Raw genomic sequence first — 14,884 nt, forward strand, 5'->3', positions numbered from 1 at the left:
AACAGGCCGCCATGGCGTGTCCTTGCCACCATCCGGTCTCGCCCTCGATCTGCAGGAGCTGGACATGATCACCACGAAGAAACTCGTTTCCGCTGTCGTACCCCTCGTCATCTGTGGCGGTCTGGCAGCACCGGCTATCGCCAGCACGATACTGACATGCGCCGGCAACGGCTCGGTCTCCGATACGCAGATGACCAGCTCCCAGGAATACAGCTACCAGAGCCACTCTTTCGAAAAGAGCACGACGGGCTCGACCACCGTGAAGAAGCCTTTTTCCGGTACGGCCAACGTGGAGTTGTCGGAGGGCTCGGTGCGCATGAAGCTACCGCACGATCTCGTGCCGCCGCTGAGCGATGGCAAGGACGCGTGGTACACGCTCGGTGACGCTTTCGTCGGCGACAAGGAGATAACGGGCTCGCTGCGCTTCAACCTGTTCAACAAGCCGAAGATCCGTATCGATCGCGTCAGCGGACAATTCACGTTGAGCAGCGGCTTCGCCGAGTTCAACGCAAACTGTTCGGTCGTCGATCCGAATGCCGGTCCGAAGTTCTGACGCTGCCCGCGCGCGTCAGCGCTTGAGCTTGTACCCCGTGCGGAACATCCAGGCCACGACGGCCATGCCGGCCAGCATGAAGCCCAGCGTGACGGTGAGGCTGATGCCGACGTCCACATCGGCCATACCGTAGAAACTCCAGCGGAAACCGCTGATGAGATAGACGACCGGGTTGAAAAGCGAGATCGTCTGCCAGATGCCGGGCAGCATCTTGATCGAGTAGAAGCTGCCGCCGAGGAAGGTCAGCGGCGTGATGATCAGGAGCGGCACGACCTGCAGCTTCTCGAAGCTGTCTGCCCAGATGCCGATGATGAAGCCGAGCAGGCTGAAGGTAATGGCCGTGAGCAGCAGGAACAGGATCATCCACAACGGATGCTCCACGCGTAGCGGCACGAACATCGCCGCCGTGATGAGGATGATCACGCCAAGGATGATGGACTTCGTCGCCGCCGCCCCGACGTAACTGATGACGATCTCCACATACGAGACGGGCGCCGACAGCAGCTCGTAGATCGTGCCGGTGAACTTCGGGAAATAGATGCCGAAGGACGCGTTCGAAATGCTCTGCGTGAGCAACGACAGCATGACGAGGCCGGGCACGATGAAAGCGCCATAGCTCACGCCGTCGATCTCGGGGATACGCGTGCCGATGGCGCCGCCGAACACCACGAAGTACAGAGAGGTGGAAATGACCGGCGAGATGATGCTCTGCATCACCGTGCGCCAGGTGCGGGCCATTTCGAATTTGTAGATGGCGCGGATGGCGTGGATGTTGAGGCGGCTCATTGCTTGCCCTCCACGAGACTCACGAAAATGTCTTCGAGCGAACTCTGCGTCGTGTGCAGGTCCTTGAAGCGGATGCCGGCATCATCGAGCTGCTTGAGCAGGTCGGCGATCTCCACTTTCTCTCCCGCGTCATAGGTGTAGACCAGCTCGTTGCCGTTCTGGGCGAGACTCAGCTGGTAGTGATCGAAACCGGCAGGCACGGCCTCGAGCGCCGCGTCGAGCTGCAGCGTCATCTGCTTCTTGCCGAGTTTGCGCATCAGCTCGGCCTTGTCTTCGACGAGGACGATCTGGCCCTTGTTGATCACGCCGATGCGGTCGGCCATCTCCTCGGCTTCTTCGATGTAATGCGTGGTCAGGATGATGGTCACGCCCGAGGCGCGCAGCTTGCGCACCAGCTCCCACATGTCGCGACGCAGGGTGACGTCGACGCCCGCAGTCGGTTCGTCGAGGAACAGCACCTGCGGCTCGTGCGACAGCGCCTTGGCAATCATCAGGCGGCGCTTCATGCCGCCGGACAGGGTGATGATCTTGCTGTCGCGCTTCTCCCAGAGCGACAGATCCTTCAGCGTCTTCTCGATGTGCGCCGGGTTCGCTGACTTGCCGAACAGGCCGCGGCTGAAGGTCACCGTGTCCCACACCGTCTCGAACGCATCCGTGGTCAGCTCCTGCGGCACCAGGCCGATCACGGTGCGCGCCGCGCGGTAGTCCTTGACGATGTCGTGGCCATCGACCAGCACCTGCCCCTCGCTCGGATTGACGATGCCGCAGATCGTGCTGATCAGCGTCGTCTTGCCCGCGCCGTTGGGGCCCAGCAGCGCGAAGATCTCGCCGCGGCGGATATCGAGGTGGATGTCCTTGAGCGCCTGGAAGCCGGACGCGTAGGTCTTGAAGAGCTTGCTGACGGAAATGATGGCTGGCATGGGGGCGGGAGAGAACAGGGGGGCGGAGCGATCTTACTCCCTGTTCGGCTCCGCGGTTTCCATGTTGAGGAAAGGGGATTGCGCCCGGTAAGGTCCTGCAGCAGGACTTGCGGGTTAGCGGACCGCCGAATGCAGGCCAATCAGCACGATGATGATGGCCAGCACCAGCGATACGCCTTTCCAGAATGCCTCGGGGTGCTGTTCGATGAGTGGCGGTCGGCTGCGATCCATCAGGTCGACATTGGGGTGGCGCAGGTCGAAGATGAATTCCGACAGCTCGGCGTAGCGCTTGTACGGATCGGGGTGTACGGCCTTGCGCAGGGCGCCGTCGACCCACACGGGGATTTCGCGGTCGTCGTCGAGCACCGGGCGGTAGCGCAGTTTCTTCTGCGCCGCCTTCGTGCGTGCGCGGGCGACCTCTGCGCCGTATGGCAGCTTGCCGCAGAGCATCTGGTAGGCGATGACGCCGAGTGAGAACAGGTCGGAGCGCGACGTGCCGTTGTCGCCGAGGAAGTATTCTGGCGCGGTGAATTGCACCGTGCCGAGGATGTCGCCGCGATCAGCGGCGGGCGCAGATTCGATCACACCTGTCACGCGTGTCGAGCCGAAGTCGATGATCTTCACCGTGCCGGTGGCGTCGATCATGATGTTCTCCGGCCGCAGGTCCTGGTGCAGCATCTCCAGCCGGTGGAAGGCGCGCAGGCCTTTCGCGATCTGTTCGACGATGTCGCGCACTGCTTCGAGGTCGGGCCGCGGGTTGTCTATCATCCACTGCGTCAGCGTCTGACCCTCGATGTACTCCGTCACCACGTACAGGAAGTTGCGCTGCCGCGTCAGCGAACAAGGCTTGAGCACGTGTGCGCTGTTGATGCGCCGAGCGACCCACTCTTCCATCAGGAAGCGCTCGAGATAGTCCGGATTGCCGCCAAGGTCGATGGAGGGCGTCTTGAGAATGACGGTTGCATCGGTCTCGATGTCGACCGCGAGGTAGATGTGGCTGCGGCTGCTGCCATGCACTTCGCGCACGATGCGGTAGCCATCGAAAACCGCGCGTGCATCGAGCAGGGGCGGCAGTGGCAGCTTGGCGAACTGCTGGTGGATCTCGCCAACCTCGGCGTTGGGCAGTTCGTCGATGCGCACGATCTGCAGCGTCAGGTTGTCGGCGCTGCCGTTCTCGTAGGCAGCGGCCACGATGCGTCGCGTGACCTCATCGAGATGGTCGGGATCGCTCTCGATGGCCTCGATGATTGCTGCCGCGTCGACGTGCTCGTACACGCCATCCGTGGCTAGCAAGAAGATGTCGCCCTTCTCGATCTGATCGGACTGGTAATCGATTTCGACCTGCGGGTTGATGCCAAGCGCGCGGCCCAGATAGCTCTGCTCGCCGGAGATGTAGATGCGGTGATCGTGAGTGAGTTGTTCGAGTTTCTTGCCGCGCAGCCGGTAAATGCGCGAATCACCGACGTGAAAGATGTGTGCCGTGGTCGACTTGATGACCAGCGCGCTCAGCGTGCAGACGTAGCCCTTGTCCTTCTCGTAGCGATGCTCGCTGCGCTGTGTCTGCGAGTGCAGCCAGGAGTTGGTAGCCGTGAGCACGCGCTGCGCCGAGGTTTTAACCGACCAGGCTTCCGAAGTGCAGTAGTAGTCCTCGAGGAAGGCCTTCACCGCCGAGGCGCTGGCGATCTGGCTCACGTCGCTGCTGCTGATGCCATCAGCCAGCGCGATGGCAATGCCCTTCGAGCGCAACTGCGTCTCTGCAGGAATGCAGATGCCATGGAAATCCTGGTTGATTTCCTTGCGGCCTTTATCGGAGTGCTGCCCGACAGAAATTTTCAGTTCACTGGACATCGGGGCTGCCAGAGGTGGTCACCAAAAAACACGCCGCATGATCGCATGCGGCGCGCTTCTCCTCTTGCGCGGATCAGGCGTTGCGCTTCGGTGCCGTCTTCACGTGCGTTGCATAAAGCGTGAGGCCAGTGAATGCCAGGCCGCCCACCAGGTTGCCCAGCACGGTCGGGATTTCGTTCCAGATCAGGTAGTCCATGATTGTGAAATGTGCGCCCAGCAGCAGGCCTGACGGGAACAGGAACATGTTCACGATGGAGTGTTCGAACACCATGTAGAAGAACAGCATGATGGGCATCCACATCGCGATCACCTTGCCACTGACATGCGTTGAGATCATCGCACCGACCACACCGGCCGACACCATCCAGTTGCACAGCATGCCGCGCACGAACAGTGTCAGCATGCCGGCTGCGCCGTGTGCCTGGTAGCCCAGCGTGCGATTCTCACCGACGATGCCGATGGCCTTGCCCACCGCATTGGGCTCTTGCGAAAAGCCGTATGTGACGTAGATCGCCATCATCACGGCCACCGTGAAAGCTCCGAGGAAGTTGCCGACGAATACCAAGCCCCAGTTGCGCAGCACGCCGCCGAGGGTGACGCCCGGGCGCTTGTCGATCAGTGCGAGTGGTGCGAGCACGAACACGCCTGTCAGCAGATCGAAGCCGAACAGATAGAGCATGCAGAAGCCGACAGGGAACAGCACTGCGCCCAGCAGTGGCTGACCGGTCTGCACGTTGATGGTGACCGCGAACCATGCTGCCAGCGCGAGGATGGCGCCGGCCATGAAGGCGCGAATTACCGTGTCCCGCGTGGACATGAATATTTTGGATTCACCTGCATCAATCATCTTCGTAACGAATTCCGAAGGGACGAGATAAGACATGACTTCTCCTTGCACAACACAAAAAGCAAAACAAAAAGGCGCCTATTTCCGGGCCTCGGTTGAGGTCACGGAAATAGACGCCATCGTCTATTTGAATAATTTTGGTAATCGGTGCGAGTCACCTCGCGCTACCAGACAGTCGTTTGCCTGATGCTCTCATAAAGCAGGTTCCGCGCCACGGCGACATGCTGCCGTGAGCGCTGGGTTTGGCCTTGATTAAAGCGCTTTTATTGCAATGCCGCAGCACCGGTGCAGTGCGCGACCAACCGGACTTGGTGCAGGCGTTTGTGTTGCGCTGCGGCGCCATGAGGGCTGTGGAACTCTGCGTGCTTGCCTTGGTGTTCAAGCAAGTTGGTGGCGCGACGAAGCCGCGACCACTCCGTCCGGCATGGCGGCGACTTGTAGGTCGGAAAAGCGCAGCGCCTTCCGACGCTTGAATTCTCGCGCCAGCACTCTCGCGAATGTCGGAAGGCGCCTGCGGCTTTTCCGACCTACGTCTTTGTCACTCGCCGCCTGAGCCTACAACTGCGCGGCCGAGGCGATCGCGCACGGCATCCCAGGCTGCGTCGGGAGGTAGCTCCTCAACGAGGATGAGTTGTGCGCCGCTGGCGTCGAGCGCGCGCAGATTGGCATACAGGTCGTGCGCGAAGTGGGCCACGTCAGGGCCGGAGACGATCCACGGGCCTGGCTGGTCGCCTGGCGACTCGACGCTATGACTCAGTACGGCATGCTCGCCTGTTGGATCGATCGGGTCGAGCAGTTCCGCGCGCGATGCCATGCGCATGGCTGTGCGTGGCGCGTAGTGAGCCGCCAGTGCGCCGGAGACGCGCGGCGCGTTCTCTGCATGCTGTGGCAGGCGCGGGCGGCGGCCGATCACCGCTGCGATGGCGTCCGCGCCAATCATGCCGGGGCGCAGGATCACAGGCTCGCCGCGCGAGAGGTCGAGAATGGTGGATTCGATGCCGACCTGGCAGGCGCCGCCGTCGAGGATCAGGGCGACCGATTCGCCCAGCTCTTCGGCGACATGCGCAGCCGTGGTCGGGCTGATGCGGCCGAAGCGGTTGGCCGAGGGCGCGGCGATGCCGCCGTTGAAGGCGCGCAGCAGGGCCAGGGCTACGGGATGATCCGGCACGCGCAGGCCGACGGTGTCTTGTCCGCCCGTGAGCAGATCGGAGACGTCGGCTTCCTTCTTCAGGATCATGGTCAGCGGGCCCGGCCAGAAGGCACGCGCCAGTGCGATGGCTTCTTTCGGGATTTCACGCGCCCACTCCACAATGCCATCGGCATCGGCAAGGTGCACGATCAGTGGGTGGTCGGCGGGGCGGCCTTTCGCTGCGAAGATCTTCGCCACAGCCTGCGCATTCGACGCATCTGCGCCGAGCCCGTAGACGGTTTCGGTGGGCAGGGCGACGAGTTCGCCTGCGCGGAGCAGGGCGGCGGCACGGGCGATGTCTTCAGGTGTTGCGTTCATCTGCTGGCTCTTACTTCAACTGTTCGGCGAAGAAGGCGAGGACGCGCTTCTTCGCATCTTCACGTGCTTCGGGGTTCGGCGCGGTGGTCACGCCTTGGCCGGGATTGACGCCATTCGGCACTTCCTTGCGCACGCGTTTGCTCGTGATGCCGGGGTTGTCGAAGTCGTGATAACTATCAGGATAGGTGACGATGCTCATCGGTTCGCCGCGTGCAGCCACGCTGGCAGCAAGTTCCTTGCAGGGCGCTGCGGGTGTCCAGTCGTCCGATTCGCCAATCAGGAGCAGCAGCGGTGCGTAGGGATGGAAACCGTCTGCGCGTTTGTTGCGTGCGGTGCAGCCGGGGTAGAAGGACACCGCGGCCTTGAAACCTTCAGTAGTCACGGCTTTGGGTTTGCGTGTGATGGTGTCCAGCGTCACTCCTCCTCCGTGCGACCAGCCGAGCACGGCAATGCGCTTGGCATCGATATCGGTCTGCTGGCGTAGCCAGGCGAGTGCGGCGTAGGCATCGCCGACACGGTCGGCTTCCTTGAGCGTGCGCTCGCCGAACTTGATGGTGCACACTTCCTTGATGCCGCGTGAGGTGAAGCTGTCGAGCACCAGCGACTCATACCCCTGGCTCGCCATGAACTCGCCCCACATCTTCTGGCGCGCACCGACAGCACCCTTGCTGCCATACATGCCACCGCAGCCGTGCAGCATCACGATGGCAGGGTGTGGGCCGGGCGTGGCAGGCTTGTAGAGGTGTGCGACGAGGGGTTCGGGCGAGGAAGAGATGCCTGCCGTGGGGATGCTGATCTGTTCGGAGGCGTGTGCGGTCGGTATGCACGCCGCGAACAGCAGCGAAGCGAGTCGCATTGCGCAGGTCAGGCTAGCGCGGCGCGACCCGATGGATGGGGGGAGTGTTGCCGCGCTCCGAACCCACCCTACGATGTTCGAAACGCTGCGTAGTGTGGTCGTTGCCTGCATGCTTTTCGCCCTTGAGAAAGCCGAACTACTCGTCGCTGATCCCGATCGCTGCACGCGCCGCCATCGCTACTTCATGTGCCTTCGCGGGATCTGCATCGATCACGGTGAAGTGCCCCATCTTGCGGCCAGGGCGAGCGTGGTGCTTGCCGTACAGGTGCAGCTTGAGGTTGGGATAGGTGAGCAGCTTGCCCCAGTCCGGCTCGCGGTAATGGCCGTGCGAGTCGGGGCCGGGCTGTGTCGGGTCGTACCAGATGTCGCCAAGCAGGTTCACCATCACCGCAGCGCTATGCGCGCGCGCGTCGCCGAGCGGCAGGCCGGTGAGGGCACGCACCTGCTGTTCGTACTGGCTGGTGGCGCACGCATCGACCGTGTAGTGGCCGCTGTTGTGCGGGCGTGGCGCCATCTCGTTCACATAGAGCTCGCCGCGCGAGACGAAGAACTCGACGGCCAGCGTGCCGATGTAGCCAAGCTGTTCGGCGATGCGTTCCGCGAGTTGCTGCGCCGTCTCTGCAGTGAAGCGCGAAGGCGAGATCGACACGTCGAGGATGCCCTTGGCGTGGGCGTTCTCGCTCGGCGCGAAGCTCTTCGTGTTGCCATGTTCGTCGCGCGCGAGCACGACGGAAATCTCGTAGTCCAGCGTGAGCATCTGCTCGAGCACGCAGGGCTCGTTATGGAAGCCTTGCAGGGCGTGCAGCGCCTCTTCGCGGCTGGTGACGCGGGCCTGGCCTTTGCCGTCGTAGCCGAAGCGCGCGACTTTCAGGATGCCGGGGAACAGCTCGTCCGGCGCGTTGCGCAGATCGTCCGCCTTGTTCACGGCGATGAAGGCGGCGTGCGGGATGTCGTTGTTGCGCAGGAACATCTTCTCTGCGACGCGGTTCTGACAAATGCCGACAGCATCTGCGGACGGGCGCACGGGCAGGAATTTGGCGAGGTAGTCCAGCGTGTCGGCCGGCACATTCTCGAATTCGGTGGTGATGGCTGCGCAGTTTTGCGCGAGCTGGTCGAGTGCGGCGAAGTCTTCGTAGGCGGCACACAGGTGGCGGTCTGCCGCCTTGCCGGCCGGGCTGTTGGTGTCGGGGTCGAGCACCCACACCTTGTAGCCGAGTTCATGCGCGGCCAGAACGAAGAAGCGGCCCAACTGGCCGCCACCGAGCATGCCGAGGGTGGCGGGGGGGAGAATCATGCTCATCGTGTGCGTGGCCTTACTGCGGGTCGTCCAGCGTCATGTCCAGCACGGCTTGCGTCTGGCGTGCGCGGAATGCATCGAGCATCAGCGCGAGGCGCTTGTCTTCATTGGCGAGCAAAGCCACCGCAAACAGCGCGGCATTGGCGGCACCGGCTTCGCCGATGGCGAAGGTTGCGACAGGAATGCCCTTGGGCATCTGCACGATGGAGTGCAGTGAGTCGACGCCCGACAGCGCCTTGCTCTGCACCGGTACGCCGAGCACCGGCACGGGTGTTTTCGCGGCCAGCATGCCGGGCAGGTGCGCGGCGCCACCGGCACCGGCGATGATGGCCTTGAGGCCCCGGTCGCGCGCCGCTTCGGCGTATTCGAACATCAGGTCCGGCGTGCGGTGTGCGGAGACGACGCGCGCTTCGTAGGGCACGCCGAAGTCCTTGAGGATCTTGGCCGCGGCTTGCAGGGTGGGCCAGTCGGAATTGGAGCCCATGACGATGCCGATGACGGCGTTTTCGTTTTCCATTGCTTACTTCCCTGCAGTCCGCTTGGCGGATTCGAGTGTGTTGGCGAGCAACATCGTGATGGTCATCGGGCCGACACCGCCCGGCACCGGGGTGATGAGCCCAGCGACTTCCTTGGCGGAGTCGAAATCGACATCGCCCGCGAGCTTGCCGTCATCCAGACGGTTGATGCCCACGTCGATGACGACGGCGCCCGGCTTGATCATGTCGCCGGTGAGGAACTTCGGTTTGCCCACGGCGGCAACGACGATGTCGGCACGGCGGGTGTGAAAAGCCAGATCCTTGGTTTGCGAATGGCATACGGTGACGGTCGCGCCCTGCGACAGCAGCATCACGGCCATCGGCTTGCCGACGATATTGCTGCGACCGATGACGACGGCCTCGGCACCCTTGATCTGTACGTTCTCTGATTCCAGCATTTTCATGACGCCCCAGGGCGTGCACGGGTAGAAGCTCTTGCGACCTTGCAGCAGCAGGCCGAGGTTTTCGGCGTGGAAACCGTCGACGTCCTTGGCCGGCGAAATGGCTTCCAGAACCTGGTCTTCGTTGAAATGCTTGGGCAGCGGCAGTTGCACGAGGATGCCGTGCACGCCCGGATCGGCATTCAGCTCGGCGATCTTGGCAAAGACGACCTCTGGCGCGACATCAACGGCGAAGGTGAACTTCAGTGAGCGGAAACCGGCTTTCTCGCAGGCGGCAACCTTGTTGCGCACGTAGACGGCCGAGGCGGGGTTTTCGCCTACCAGAATCACGGCGAGGCAGGGCTGGGTGCCTTGCTCGGTCAGTGTCCGGGCGTTCGTTGCGATGTCTTCGCGGACCTTTGCGGCGAGGGCGTTGCCATCAAGAATACGTGCGGTCATGGGGCTTACTGCCTGTTGCGGAAAAACCGCACAGTATACCTGTGCACACAGGGGCGGCAACAGGGTTTGTGCTGCTCCGGCGTGAGAGGCAAGGCGTTGGGTAGGGGTTTGCCACGAGTCGCCAAATCTAATGTTTTTATTGAAATTGCCGTTTTTGGAGGTAAGCCACTCAACCGCCGGAGAGCGTCATGATCGAATCCACGCCTGCAGTCCAGACAACAAACGCAGCTGACCGCGATGGCTTTTTGCAAGGGATCGACATGGCGTTGCGCGCAAGCGAACGCCAGCGTGGGGGCTTCGCCGTGCTCAAGGTCGAGGTAGGTGGCGCGGCGGAGCAGGCGGTCGCGAATGTGGGTGAGGCGATTACGGCCATCCGCGCCAATGTGCGGCTCAACGACATGGTTGCCATGCTGGGGCCACGCGAGTTCGCGGTGCTGCTGGCGGTGGGCAGCGAAGGCGGAGCCCAGCGCGTGGCCGGCAAGATCACCGAGTCGCTGGTCGCAGCGTGCGGCGGTATCGCCGCGCAAGACGTGGCGATCGGCATTGCCATCTACCCAACGCACGGCACGAGTCGCGATCAACTATTGCGTGCCGCCGACGGCGCGCAATACCAGGCGCGACGCAACCGGCGCGGTATCGTCATGGCCACGCGAGACGAAACGCCGGTCGATGACGACGAGCCGCTGTCTGTTCCGATGCGGCCAGATCTGAGCAAGCGCATAGGAAGTGCTGTCACTCAGAACGAATTCCTGTTGCGCTATCAACCGGTGGCCGAGCTGGGCAGTGGTCGTCTATTGAGTGCCGAGGCCCTGGTGCGTTGGCGTCACCCGGAGCTGGGCTTGCTGCCTCCTGCCGAGTTTCTTTACCTCGCCGAGCGCGACGGCACGATAGACACGCTATCCCTCAAGTTCGTCGAGTACGCCATGATGCAGGCGCGTGCCTGGCGCGATGGCGGTAGCAATCTGCCGATCTCGGTGAACCTGCCGGCAACGACCCTGCAGCACCCTGAACTGGAAAGCGCCCTGGTGGGGCGCCTGCACAGCATGGCCTTGCCGCCGGACAGCCTGACCATCGAACTGCGCGACGACCAGCTGACGCGCCTGTCGGCCGCAGCCATGAAGAACATCTTCATGCTGGCCAATGCGGGCGTACGAATCGCCATTGACGACTTCGGTCGTGGCGCGGCCTCCCTGCTGGCGCTGCGTGATCTACCCGTGCATGAAATCAAGATAGATCCCTGTTTCATCCAGTCCGTCGCGGCCAGTCGGGCAGATGCGGCCATCGTGGCGTCTCTCATCGGCCTGTGCCGTGACCTCGGGCGCCGCGTAATAGCCAAGGGCATCGAGACGCAAGCTGTCTGCAATCGTCTGCTCGAACTGGGGTGCGAAGGCGGGCAGGGCTTTCATTTCTCGAAACCGCTCGAAGCCGAAGCCCTGCCGGACTGGCGCGGCCAGCCATATGGCTGATCACGGCTGAGGAAGGGGGCGTCAGGCCGTGGCTGCCGGCTTGTCACGAGTTGTTACGTCTGCGGCGGGGCTCTTCATGTTTGTGCCTTGCGGACGTTAATTCCCCTAGTTGCATATCTTGCCGCGGCTTTTTCCTGCGCGCCCCGATCTTCCTCAGGAGTAAGTAATGCCCTCAAGCAATAGCGTCGCCCAGCGCGTGGGTCTTGGATTCGCGTTCATGCTGGTCTTGATGATCGCCGTTGGCGTGGTTGGCCTGATCGGCCTGAACCGTCAGTACGAGCAGGTGAAGTCCCTGCTGGCACGCGATCTTGACATGCACCTGACCATGCTTGATGCGCAGATGAAGATCTCCAAGATGCGCCGCGACGAGAAGGACGTGTTCCTGTCCGTGGGGGCTGCCGACAAGATCAAGGAATACCGCGGAAAGTGGGGCAAGTCCTACGACGGCGTGATCGACATCATCGGCGACATCCGCAAGAAAGCCAGTGACGAGGAGCGTGGCAAGCTCACCGACCTCGATGACAAGTTCAAAGGCTACTTCAGTGGCATGGAGGACACCGTCAGCAAGATCAATGACGGCAGCTACAAGACGGCAAACGACGCCAATATGGCTTTCGAGCCGCAGAAGAAGCTCATGCAGGATGCGCTGCGTTCAGTGAACGAGCTCTCCAAGGCGGCCGAGGCACGCGTGCAGGCCATTGACGGGCAGCTCGCCGCCATTCGTTCGAGTGCATCGACCTGGGCCGTCGTGCTCATGCTGGCAGGCCTGGCCGTTGGCGTAATCGCCGCATGGCGCATCATCGCCAGCATCCGCAGCCCGCTGTCGCAGATGCAGGCCGCGATTCTCGAGATCAGCAAGACCGGCCGCATCAGCAAGCGCATGCCGGTCGGCGCGCAAGACGAAATCGGCCAGACCTCGGCAGCGGTGAACCATCTTCTCGAAGGCATGAGCCAGATCATCGGCGCCGCGACCGGCAATTCCACCGAGCTCTTGCAGGTCGCGCGCGAACTCAATGGCGCTGCCGACCGCATTGCCTCGGCGTCCATCTCTCAATCCGACGCGGCTGCCTCCTCGGCTGCCGCCGTGCAGGAAATGACGAGCAGCGTCTCGCATATTGCCGACAGCGCTCGCACGCTGCAGCATGAGACCGCACACGCCTCCGAAACTGCAGGCAATGGTGCGCAAGCTGCACGTCGTGCCGCGGATGAAATCCAGAAGGTGGCGGAGGCCATTACGCAATCCACCGAAGTGATTCGCGTGCTCGATCAGCGCTCCGGTGAAATTGGCGAGATTGTCATGGTCATCAAGGAAATTGCCGACCAGACCAACTTGCTCGCGCTGAATGCCGCCATCGAAGCCGCACGCGCAGGCGAGCAGGGCCGTGGCTTTGCCGTGGTGGCCGACGAAGTGCGCAAGCTCGCCGAACGCACCACGCTGGCAACGACTCAGATCAATGAAAAGATCGAAGCCGTTCAACGCGAAACCGGCGCTGCCGCACAAGGCATGACAACAGCAAGCGAAATCGTCGTCAGCGGCGTGCGCTGCTCGCAGGAAGTCGCCGAGTCGCTGCGCAACATCGAAGCGCTGTCGCAGAACACCGCCTCGCACATCGCCGACATCTCCAGCGCCATCGACGAACAAAGCCACGCAAGCCACCAGATCGCTACGCACATCGAGCGCATTGCCAGCGTCAGCGAGCAGAACCGCGAGACCGCATCCTCAGCGCAACGTCACTCCAGCTCGCTGTTCGGCGTGGCTGAGCGACTGGATTCGACGATCAAGCGATTTACGGTCTAGCGCGTTTCTGCAACCAATAAAAAAGCCCGCCCGGAAAACCGGACGGGCTTTTTCTTGCGCTGTTGCTGCGTTATGGCGCGATCTTGCCGACTCCTGCATTGGCTTTCACGGTTGAGCGCACGGCATCGGGCGTCGTCAGCGGCGTATATGTGTAATACGCCGAAGGCGCCCAATCAACAAGACCGATGAATGGTTTGCCGGAGTTCTTTACTGCGTTCGTGGCGTTCACCACCGTCGCTGCAGCTGCGTTGAGGTCGACTACCGCGCCATTCAGCCACGAGCTGACATCCGTGAAGTACTGGCTCCACGCATCGAAGTTGGCCGACAGCAGATCTGTCGCTACTGCGCCGGAGATGTCGAAGGCATTGCGCTCCGAGTAGGCCTTGCCATTGAAGCCGAGGCCGATCGCGTAGCTGGAGTAGTACGGATGCGTTTCTTCCGTCTTCTTCACGTTCTCGTACAGGTTATTGAGGATGTGCACGTGGGCGTTGCGCACGCGTGGCGTGCGCTGGCCTGTGTACTGGAAGTAGTTGCGGTAGAAAGTGATGCGGTACTCGCCGTCATTCACGTCGCTGGAGCCGATCAGAATGCTCTTGTCGTGATTGCTGAACTTGTTGTACGACAGGGTGATGTAGTCCGCGCCCGACTTGATGTCGAGCAGGCCGTCGTACATCTTGTAAAAGGCCTTGTTCGGATTCACACCGTTGAAATCCGCGCCATCGGTGAATTCGCAATGATCCACCCAGCCACGTGTCACACCTTGCAACGTCAGGCCATCCGGCTCGGCATTGGACGGGCAATAGTCCTTGTCGACATAGGTGCACTTGCCGAAATCTTCATAGGCCCAGCCGGCGTCCTTGCCGTTGATGAATCGCACGTTGCGCACGATGATGTTGTTCTGGCCGCTGATGTGGATCCACACCGCGTTCAGCGTCGGGATTGCGCCGTTCTCGACGATGCCGATCAGTGAGGTGTTGGGGCGCGAGATGCGTTGCTCGGTGAAGCCCGTGCCATCCGCAGTGGTCGCGCCGTTGATGAAGCCCTTCACATAGATCGTCCATGGGATCGCCTTGTTGGCGCCACTGCTAGCCGTCGCGATACATGAAGTCAGCGTGGCCATCGAGGTTGCCGTGCAGGACTGGCCGCCTGCGCCACCGGTCGGGAATCCACCTGCGGCCTTCGTCGCCCAGCCCATGACACCGTCACCGCTTGGCGGCGTTATCGAGGAGGAGCTGGATGACGAGCTCGACGGTGCGCTCGAAGATGATGAGCTGCTGGAGGGCGCACTCGATGAGGATGACGAACTGCTGGAAGAGCTGGACTTGCTGGAGCTCGATGAACTGGCCGAGCTGGTACTGGTGCCGTTCGGTACCGAGCACTCGTTCGTGCCGCCGGCAACCTTTGTGCCGGCGCCGAACGTGACTTCACCGCAGACGAAGCTGCCGGTGAGTGTCTTGTAGGTGAACTTGTCGGAGCGACCATAGGCCACGCTGGTGGCCGAGGTGACTGTGCAGGTCTTGCCTTCGGTACAGAGCGTCGTGTAACCGGCGGGCCGGTTGGCCGCGAAGGCGGTGCTGGTCAGCGCCAATGCGGCGAAGCCCAGCAGGAAGCGGGAATTACGCATGAAGTGT

The 14,884-nt window shown here is 62.2% G+C and carries 13 protein-coding genes; 3 read left to right on the plus strand and 10 right to left on the minus strand.

All coding sequences use genetic code 11. The annotated features are described in order from the left end of the window. Nucleotides 1-16: 16 nt before the first annotated feature. Nucleotides 17-553 carry a hypothetical protein gene (locus VVD49_RS09420; protein WP_327598887.1) on the plus strand — a complete coding sequence of 179 codons (537 nt, stop codon included), beginning with the start codon at nt 17-19 and terminating at the stop codon, nt 551-553. A 15-nt stretch (nt 554-568) separates the two neighbouring features. On the opposite strand, the gene VVD49_RS09425 is transcribed toward VVD49_RS09420, so the two are convergent. From VVD49_RS09425 to folD, 9 genes are all read right to left on the minus strand, one after another. Continuing rightward, nucleotides 569-1,339 (minus strand): ABC transporter permease, encoded by a 771-nt coding sequence (locus VVD49_RS09425; RefSeq protein ID WP_327598888.1) that lies wholly within the window; start codon nt 1,337-1,339, stop codon nt 569-571. Further along, on the minus strand, nt 1,336-2,259 hold the full coding sequence (locus tag VVD49_RS09430) for an ABC transporter ATP-binding protein (RefSeq protein ID WP_327598889.1): 924 nt from the start codon (nt 2,257-2,259) through the stop codon (nt 1,336-1,338). Before VVD49_RS09430 ends, VVD49_RS09425 begins: the two co-directional genes overlap by 4 nt. Before the next feature lie 114 nt (nt 2,260-2,373). Further along, on the minus strand, nt 2,374-4,107 hold the full coding sequence (locus VVD49_RS09435) for a bifunctional protein-serine/threonine kinase/phosphatase (protein WP_327598890.1): 1,734 nt from the start codon (nt 4,105-4,107) through the stop codon (nt 2,374-2,376). A 73-nt stretch (nt 4,108-4,180) separates the two neighbouring features. Continuing rightward, nucleotides 4,181-4,990, minus strand: a complete 810-nt coding sequence (locus VVD49_RS09440) for a formate/nitrite transporter family protein (RefSeq protein WP_327598891.1) — start codon at nt 4,988-4,990, stop codon at nt 4,181-4,183. Between the two features lie 502 nt (nt 4,991-5,492). After that, nucleotides 5,493-6,461 carry an L-threonylcarbamoyladenylate synthase gene (locus VVD49_RS09445; protein ID WP_327598892.1) on the minus strand — a complete coding sequence of 323 codons (969 nt, stop codon included), beginning with the start codon at nt 6,459-6,461 and terminating at the stop codon, nt 5,493-5,495. 10 nt (nt 6,462-6,471) lie between these two features. Continuing rightward, nucleotides 6,472-7,317 (minus strand): dienelactone hydrolase family protein, encoded by an 846-nt coding sequence (locus tag VVD49_RS09450; protein ID WP_327598893.1) that lies wholly within the window; start codon nt 7,315-7,317, stop codon nt 6,472-6,474. 136 nt (nt 7,318-7,453) lie between these two features. After that, complete coding sequence (locus VVD49_RS09455; RefSeq protein WP_327598961.1) at nt 7,454-8,611, minus strand: 5-(carboxyamino)imidazole ribonucleotide synthase; 1,158 nt, start codon at nt 8,609-8,611, stop codon at nt 7,454-7,456. A gap of 19 nt (nt 8,612-8,630) precedes the next feature. Continuing rightward, complete coding sequence (gene purE / locus VVD49_RS09460; protein ID WP_327598894.1) at nt 8,631-9,131, minus strand: 5-(carboxyamino)imidazole ribonucleotide mutase; 501 nt, start codon at nt 9,129-9,131, stop codon at nt 8,631-8,633. Nucleotides 9,132-9,134: 3 nt separating this feature from the next. Continuing rightward, the gene (gene folD / locus VVD49_RS09465; protein ID WP_327598895.1) at nt 9,135-9,989 is read right to left on the minus strand and encodes a bifunctional methylenetetrahydrofolate dehydrogenase/methenyltetrahydrofolate cyclohydrolase FolD; all 855 of its coding nucleotides are present in this window, start codon (nt 9,987-9,989) and stop codon (nt 9,135-9,137) included. A 188-nt stretch (nt 9,990-10,177) separates the two neighbouring features. Between folD and VVD49_RS09470 the strand changes: the two genes are divergently transcribed. Both VVD49_RS09470 and VVD49_RS09475 read left to right on the plus strand, forming a co-directional pair. Beyond that, nucleotides 10,178-11,455, plus strand: coding sequence for a GGDEF domain-containing phosphodiesterase (locus VVD49_RS09470; RefSeq protein WP_327598896.1), 1,278 nt, complete (start codon nt 10,178-10,180; stop codon nt 11,453-11,455). Between the two features lie 166 nt (nt 11,456-11,621). Beyond that, the gene (locus VVD49_RS09475; RefSeq protein WP_327598897.1) at nt 11,622-13,253 is read left to right on the plus strand and encodes a methyl-accepting chemotaxis protein; all 1,632 of its coding nucleotides are present in this window, start codon (nt 11,622-11,624) and stop codon (nt 13,251-13,253) included. Between the two features lie 70 nt (nt 13,254-13,323). Here the strand turns inward: VVD49_RS09475 and VVD49_RS09480 are convergent, their stop codons facing one another. Beyond that, the gene (locus VVD49_RS09480; protein WP_327598898.1) at nt 13,324-14,877 is read right to left on the minus strand and encodes a pectate lyase family protein; all 1,554 of its coding nucleotides are present in this window, start codon (nt 14,875-14,877) and stop codon (nt 13,324-13,326) included. Nucleotides 14,878-14,884: the final 7 nt, after the last annotated feature.

Origin of the sequence: Uliginosibacterium silvisoli (assembly GCF_036017035.1) — a bacterium.
GTDB lineage: Bacteria > Pseudomonadota > Gammaproteobacteria > Burkholderiales > Rhodocyclaceae > Viridibacterium > Viridibacterium silvisoli.

Excerpts from the sequence above, each read along its gene's own strand:
- VVD49_RS09425 (WP_327598888.1), bottom strand. The coding sequence starts at position 1,339 with ATGAGCCGCCTCAACATCCACGCCATCCGCGCCATCTACAAATTCGAA.
- VVD49_RS09430 (WP_327598889.1), bottom strand. The coding sequence starts at position 2,259 with ATGCCAGCCATCATTTCCGTCAGCAAGCTCTTCAAGACCTACGCGTCC.
- VVD49_RS09435 (WP_327598890.1), bottom strand. The coding sequence starts at position 4,107 with ATGTCCAGTGAACTGAAAATTTCTGTCGGGCAGCACTCCGATAAAGGC.
- VVD49_RS09440 (WP_327598891.1), bottom strand. The coding sequence starts at position 4,990 with ATGTCTTATCTCGTCCCTTCGGAATTCGTTACGAAGATGATTGATGCA.
- VVD49_RS09445 (WP_327598892.1), bottom strand. The coding sequence starts at position 6,461 with ATGAACGCAACACCTGAAGACATCGCCCGTGCCGCCGCCCTGCTCCGC.
- VVD49_RS09450 (WP_327598893.1), bottom strand. The coding sequence starts at position 7,317 with ATGCGACTCGCTTCGCTGCTGTTCGCGGCGTGCATACCGACCGCACAC.
- VVD49_RS09455 (WP_327598961.1), bottom strand. The coding sequence starts at position 8,611 with ATGATTCTCCCCCCCGCCACCCTCGGCATGCTCGGTGGCGGCCAGTTG.
- purE (WP_327598894.1), bottom strand. The coding sequence starts at position 9,131 with ATGGAAAACGAAAACGCCGTCATCGGCATCGTCATGGGCTCCAATTCC.
- folD (WP_327598895.1), bottom strand. The coding sequence starts at position 9,989 with ATGACCGCACGTATTCTTGATGGCAACGCCCTCGCCGCAAAGGTCCGC.
- VVD49_RS09470 (WP_327598896.1), top strand. The coding sequence starts at position 10,178 with ATGATCGAATCCACGCCTGCAGTCCAGACAACAAACGCAGCTGACCGC.
- VVD49_RS09475 (WP_327598897.1), top strand. The coding sequence starts at position 11,622 with ATGCCCTCAAGCAATAGCGTCGCCCAGCGCGTGGGTCTTGGATTCGCG.
- VVD49_RS09480 (WP_327598898.1), bottom strand. The coding sequence starts at position 14,877 with ATGCGTAATTCCCGCTTCCTGCTGGGCTTCGCCGCATTGGCGCTGACC.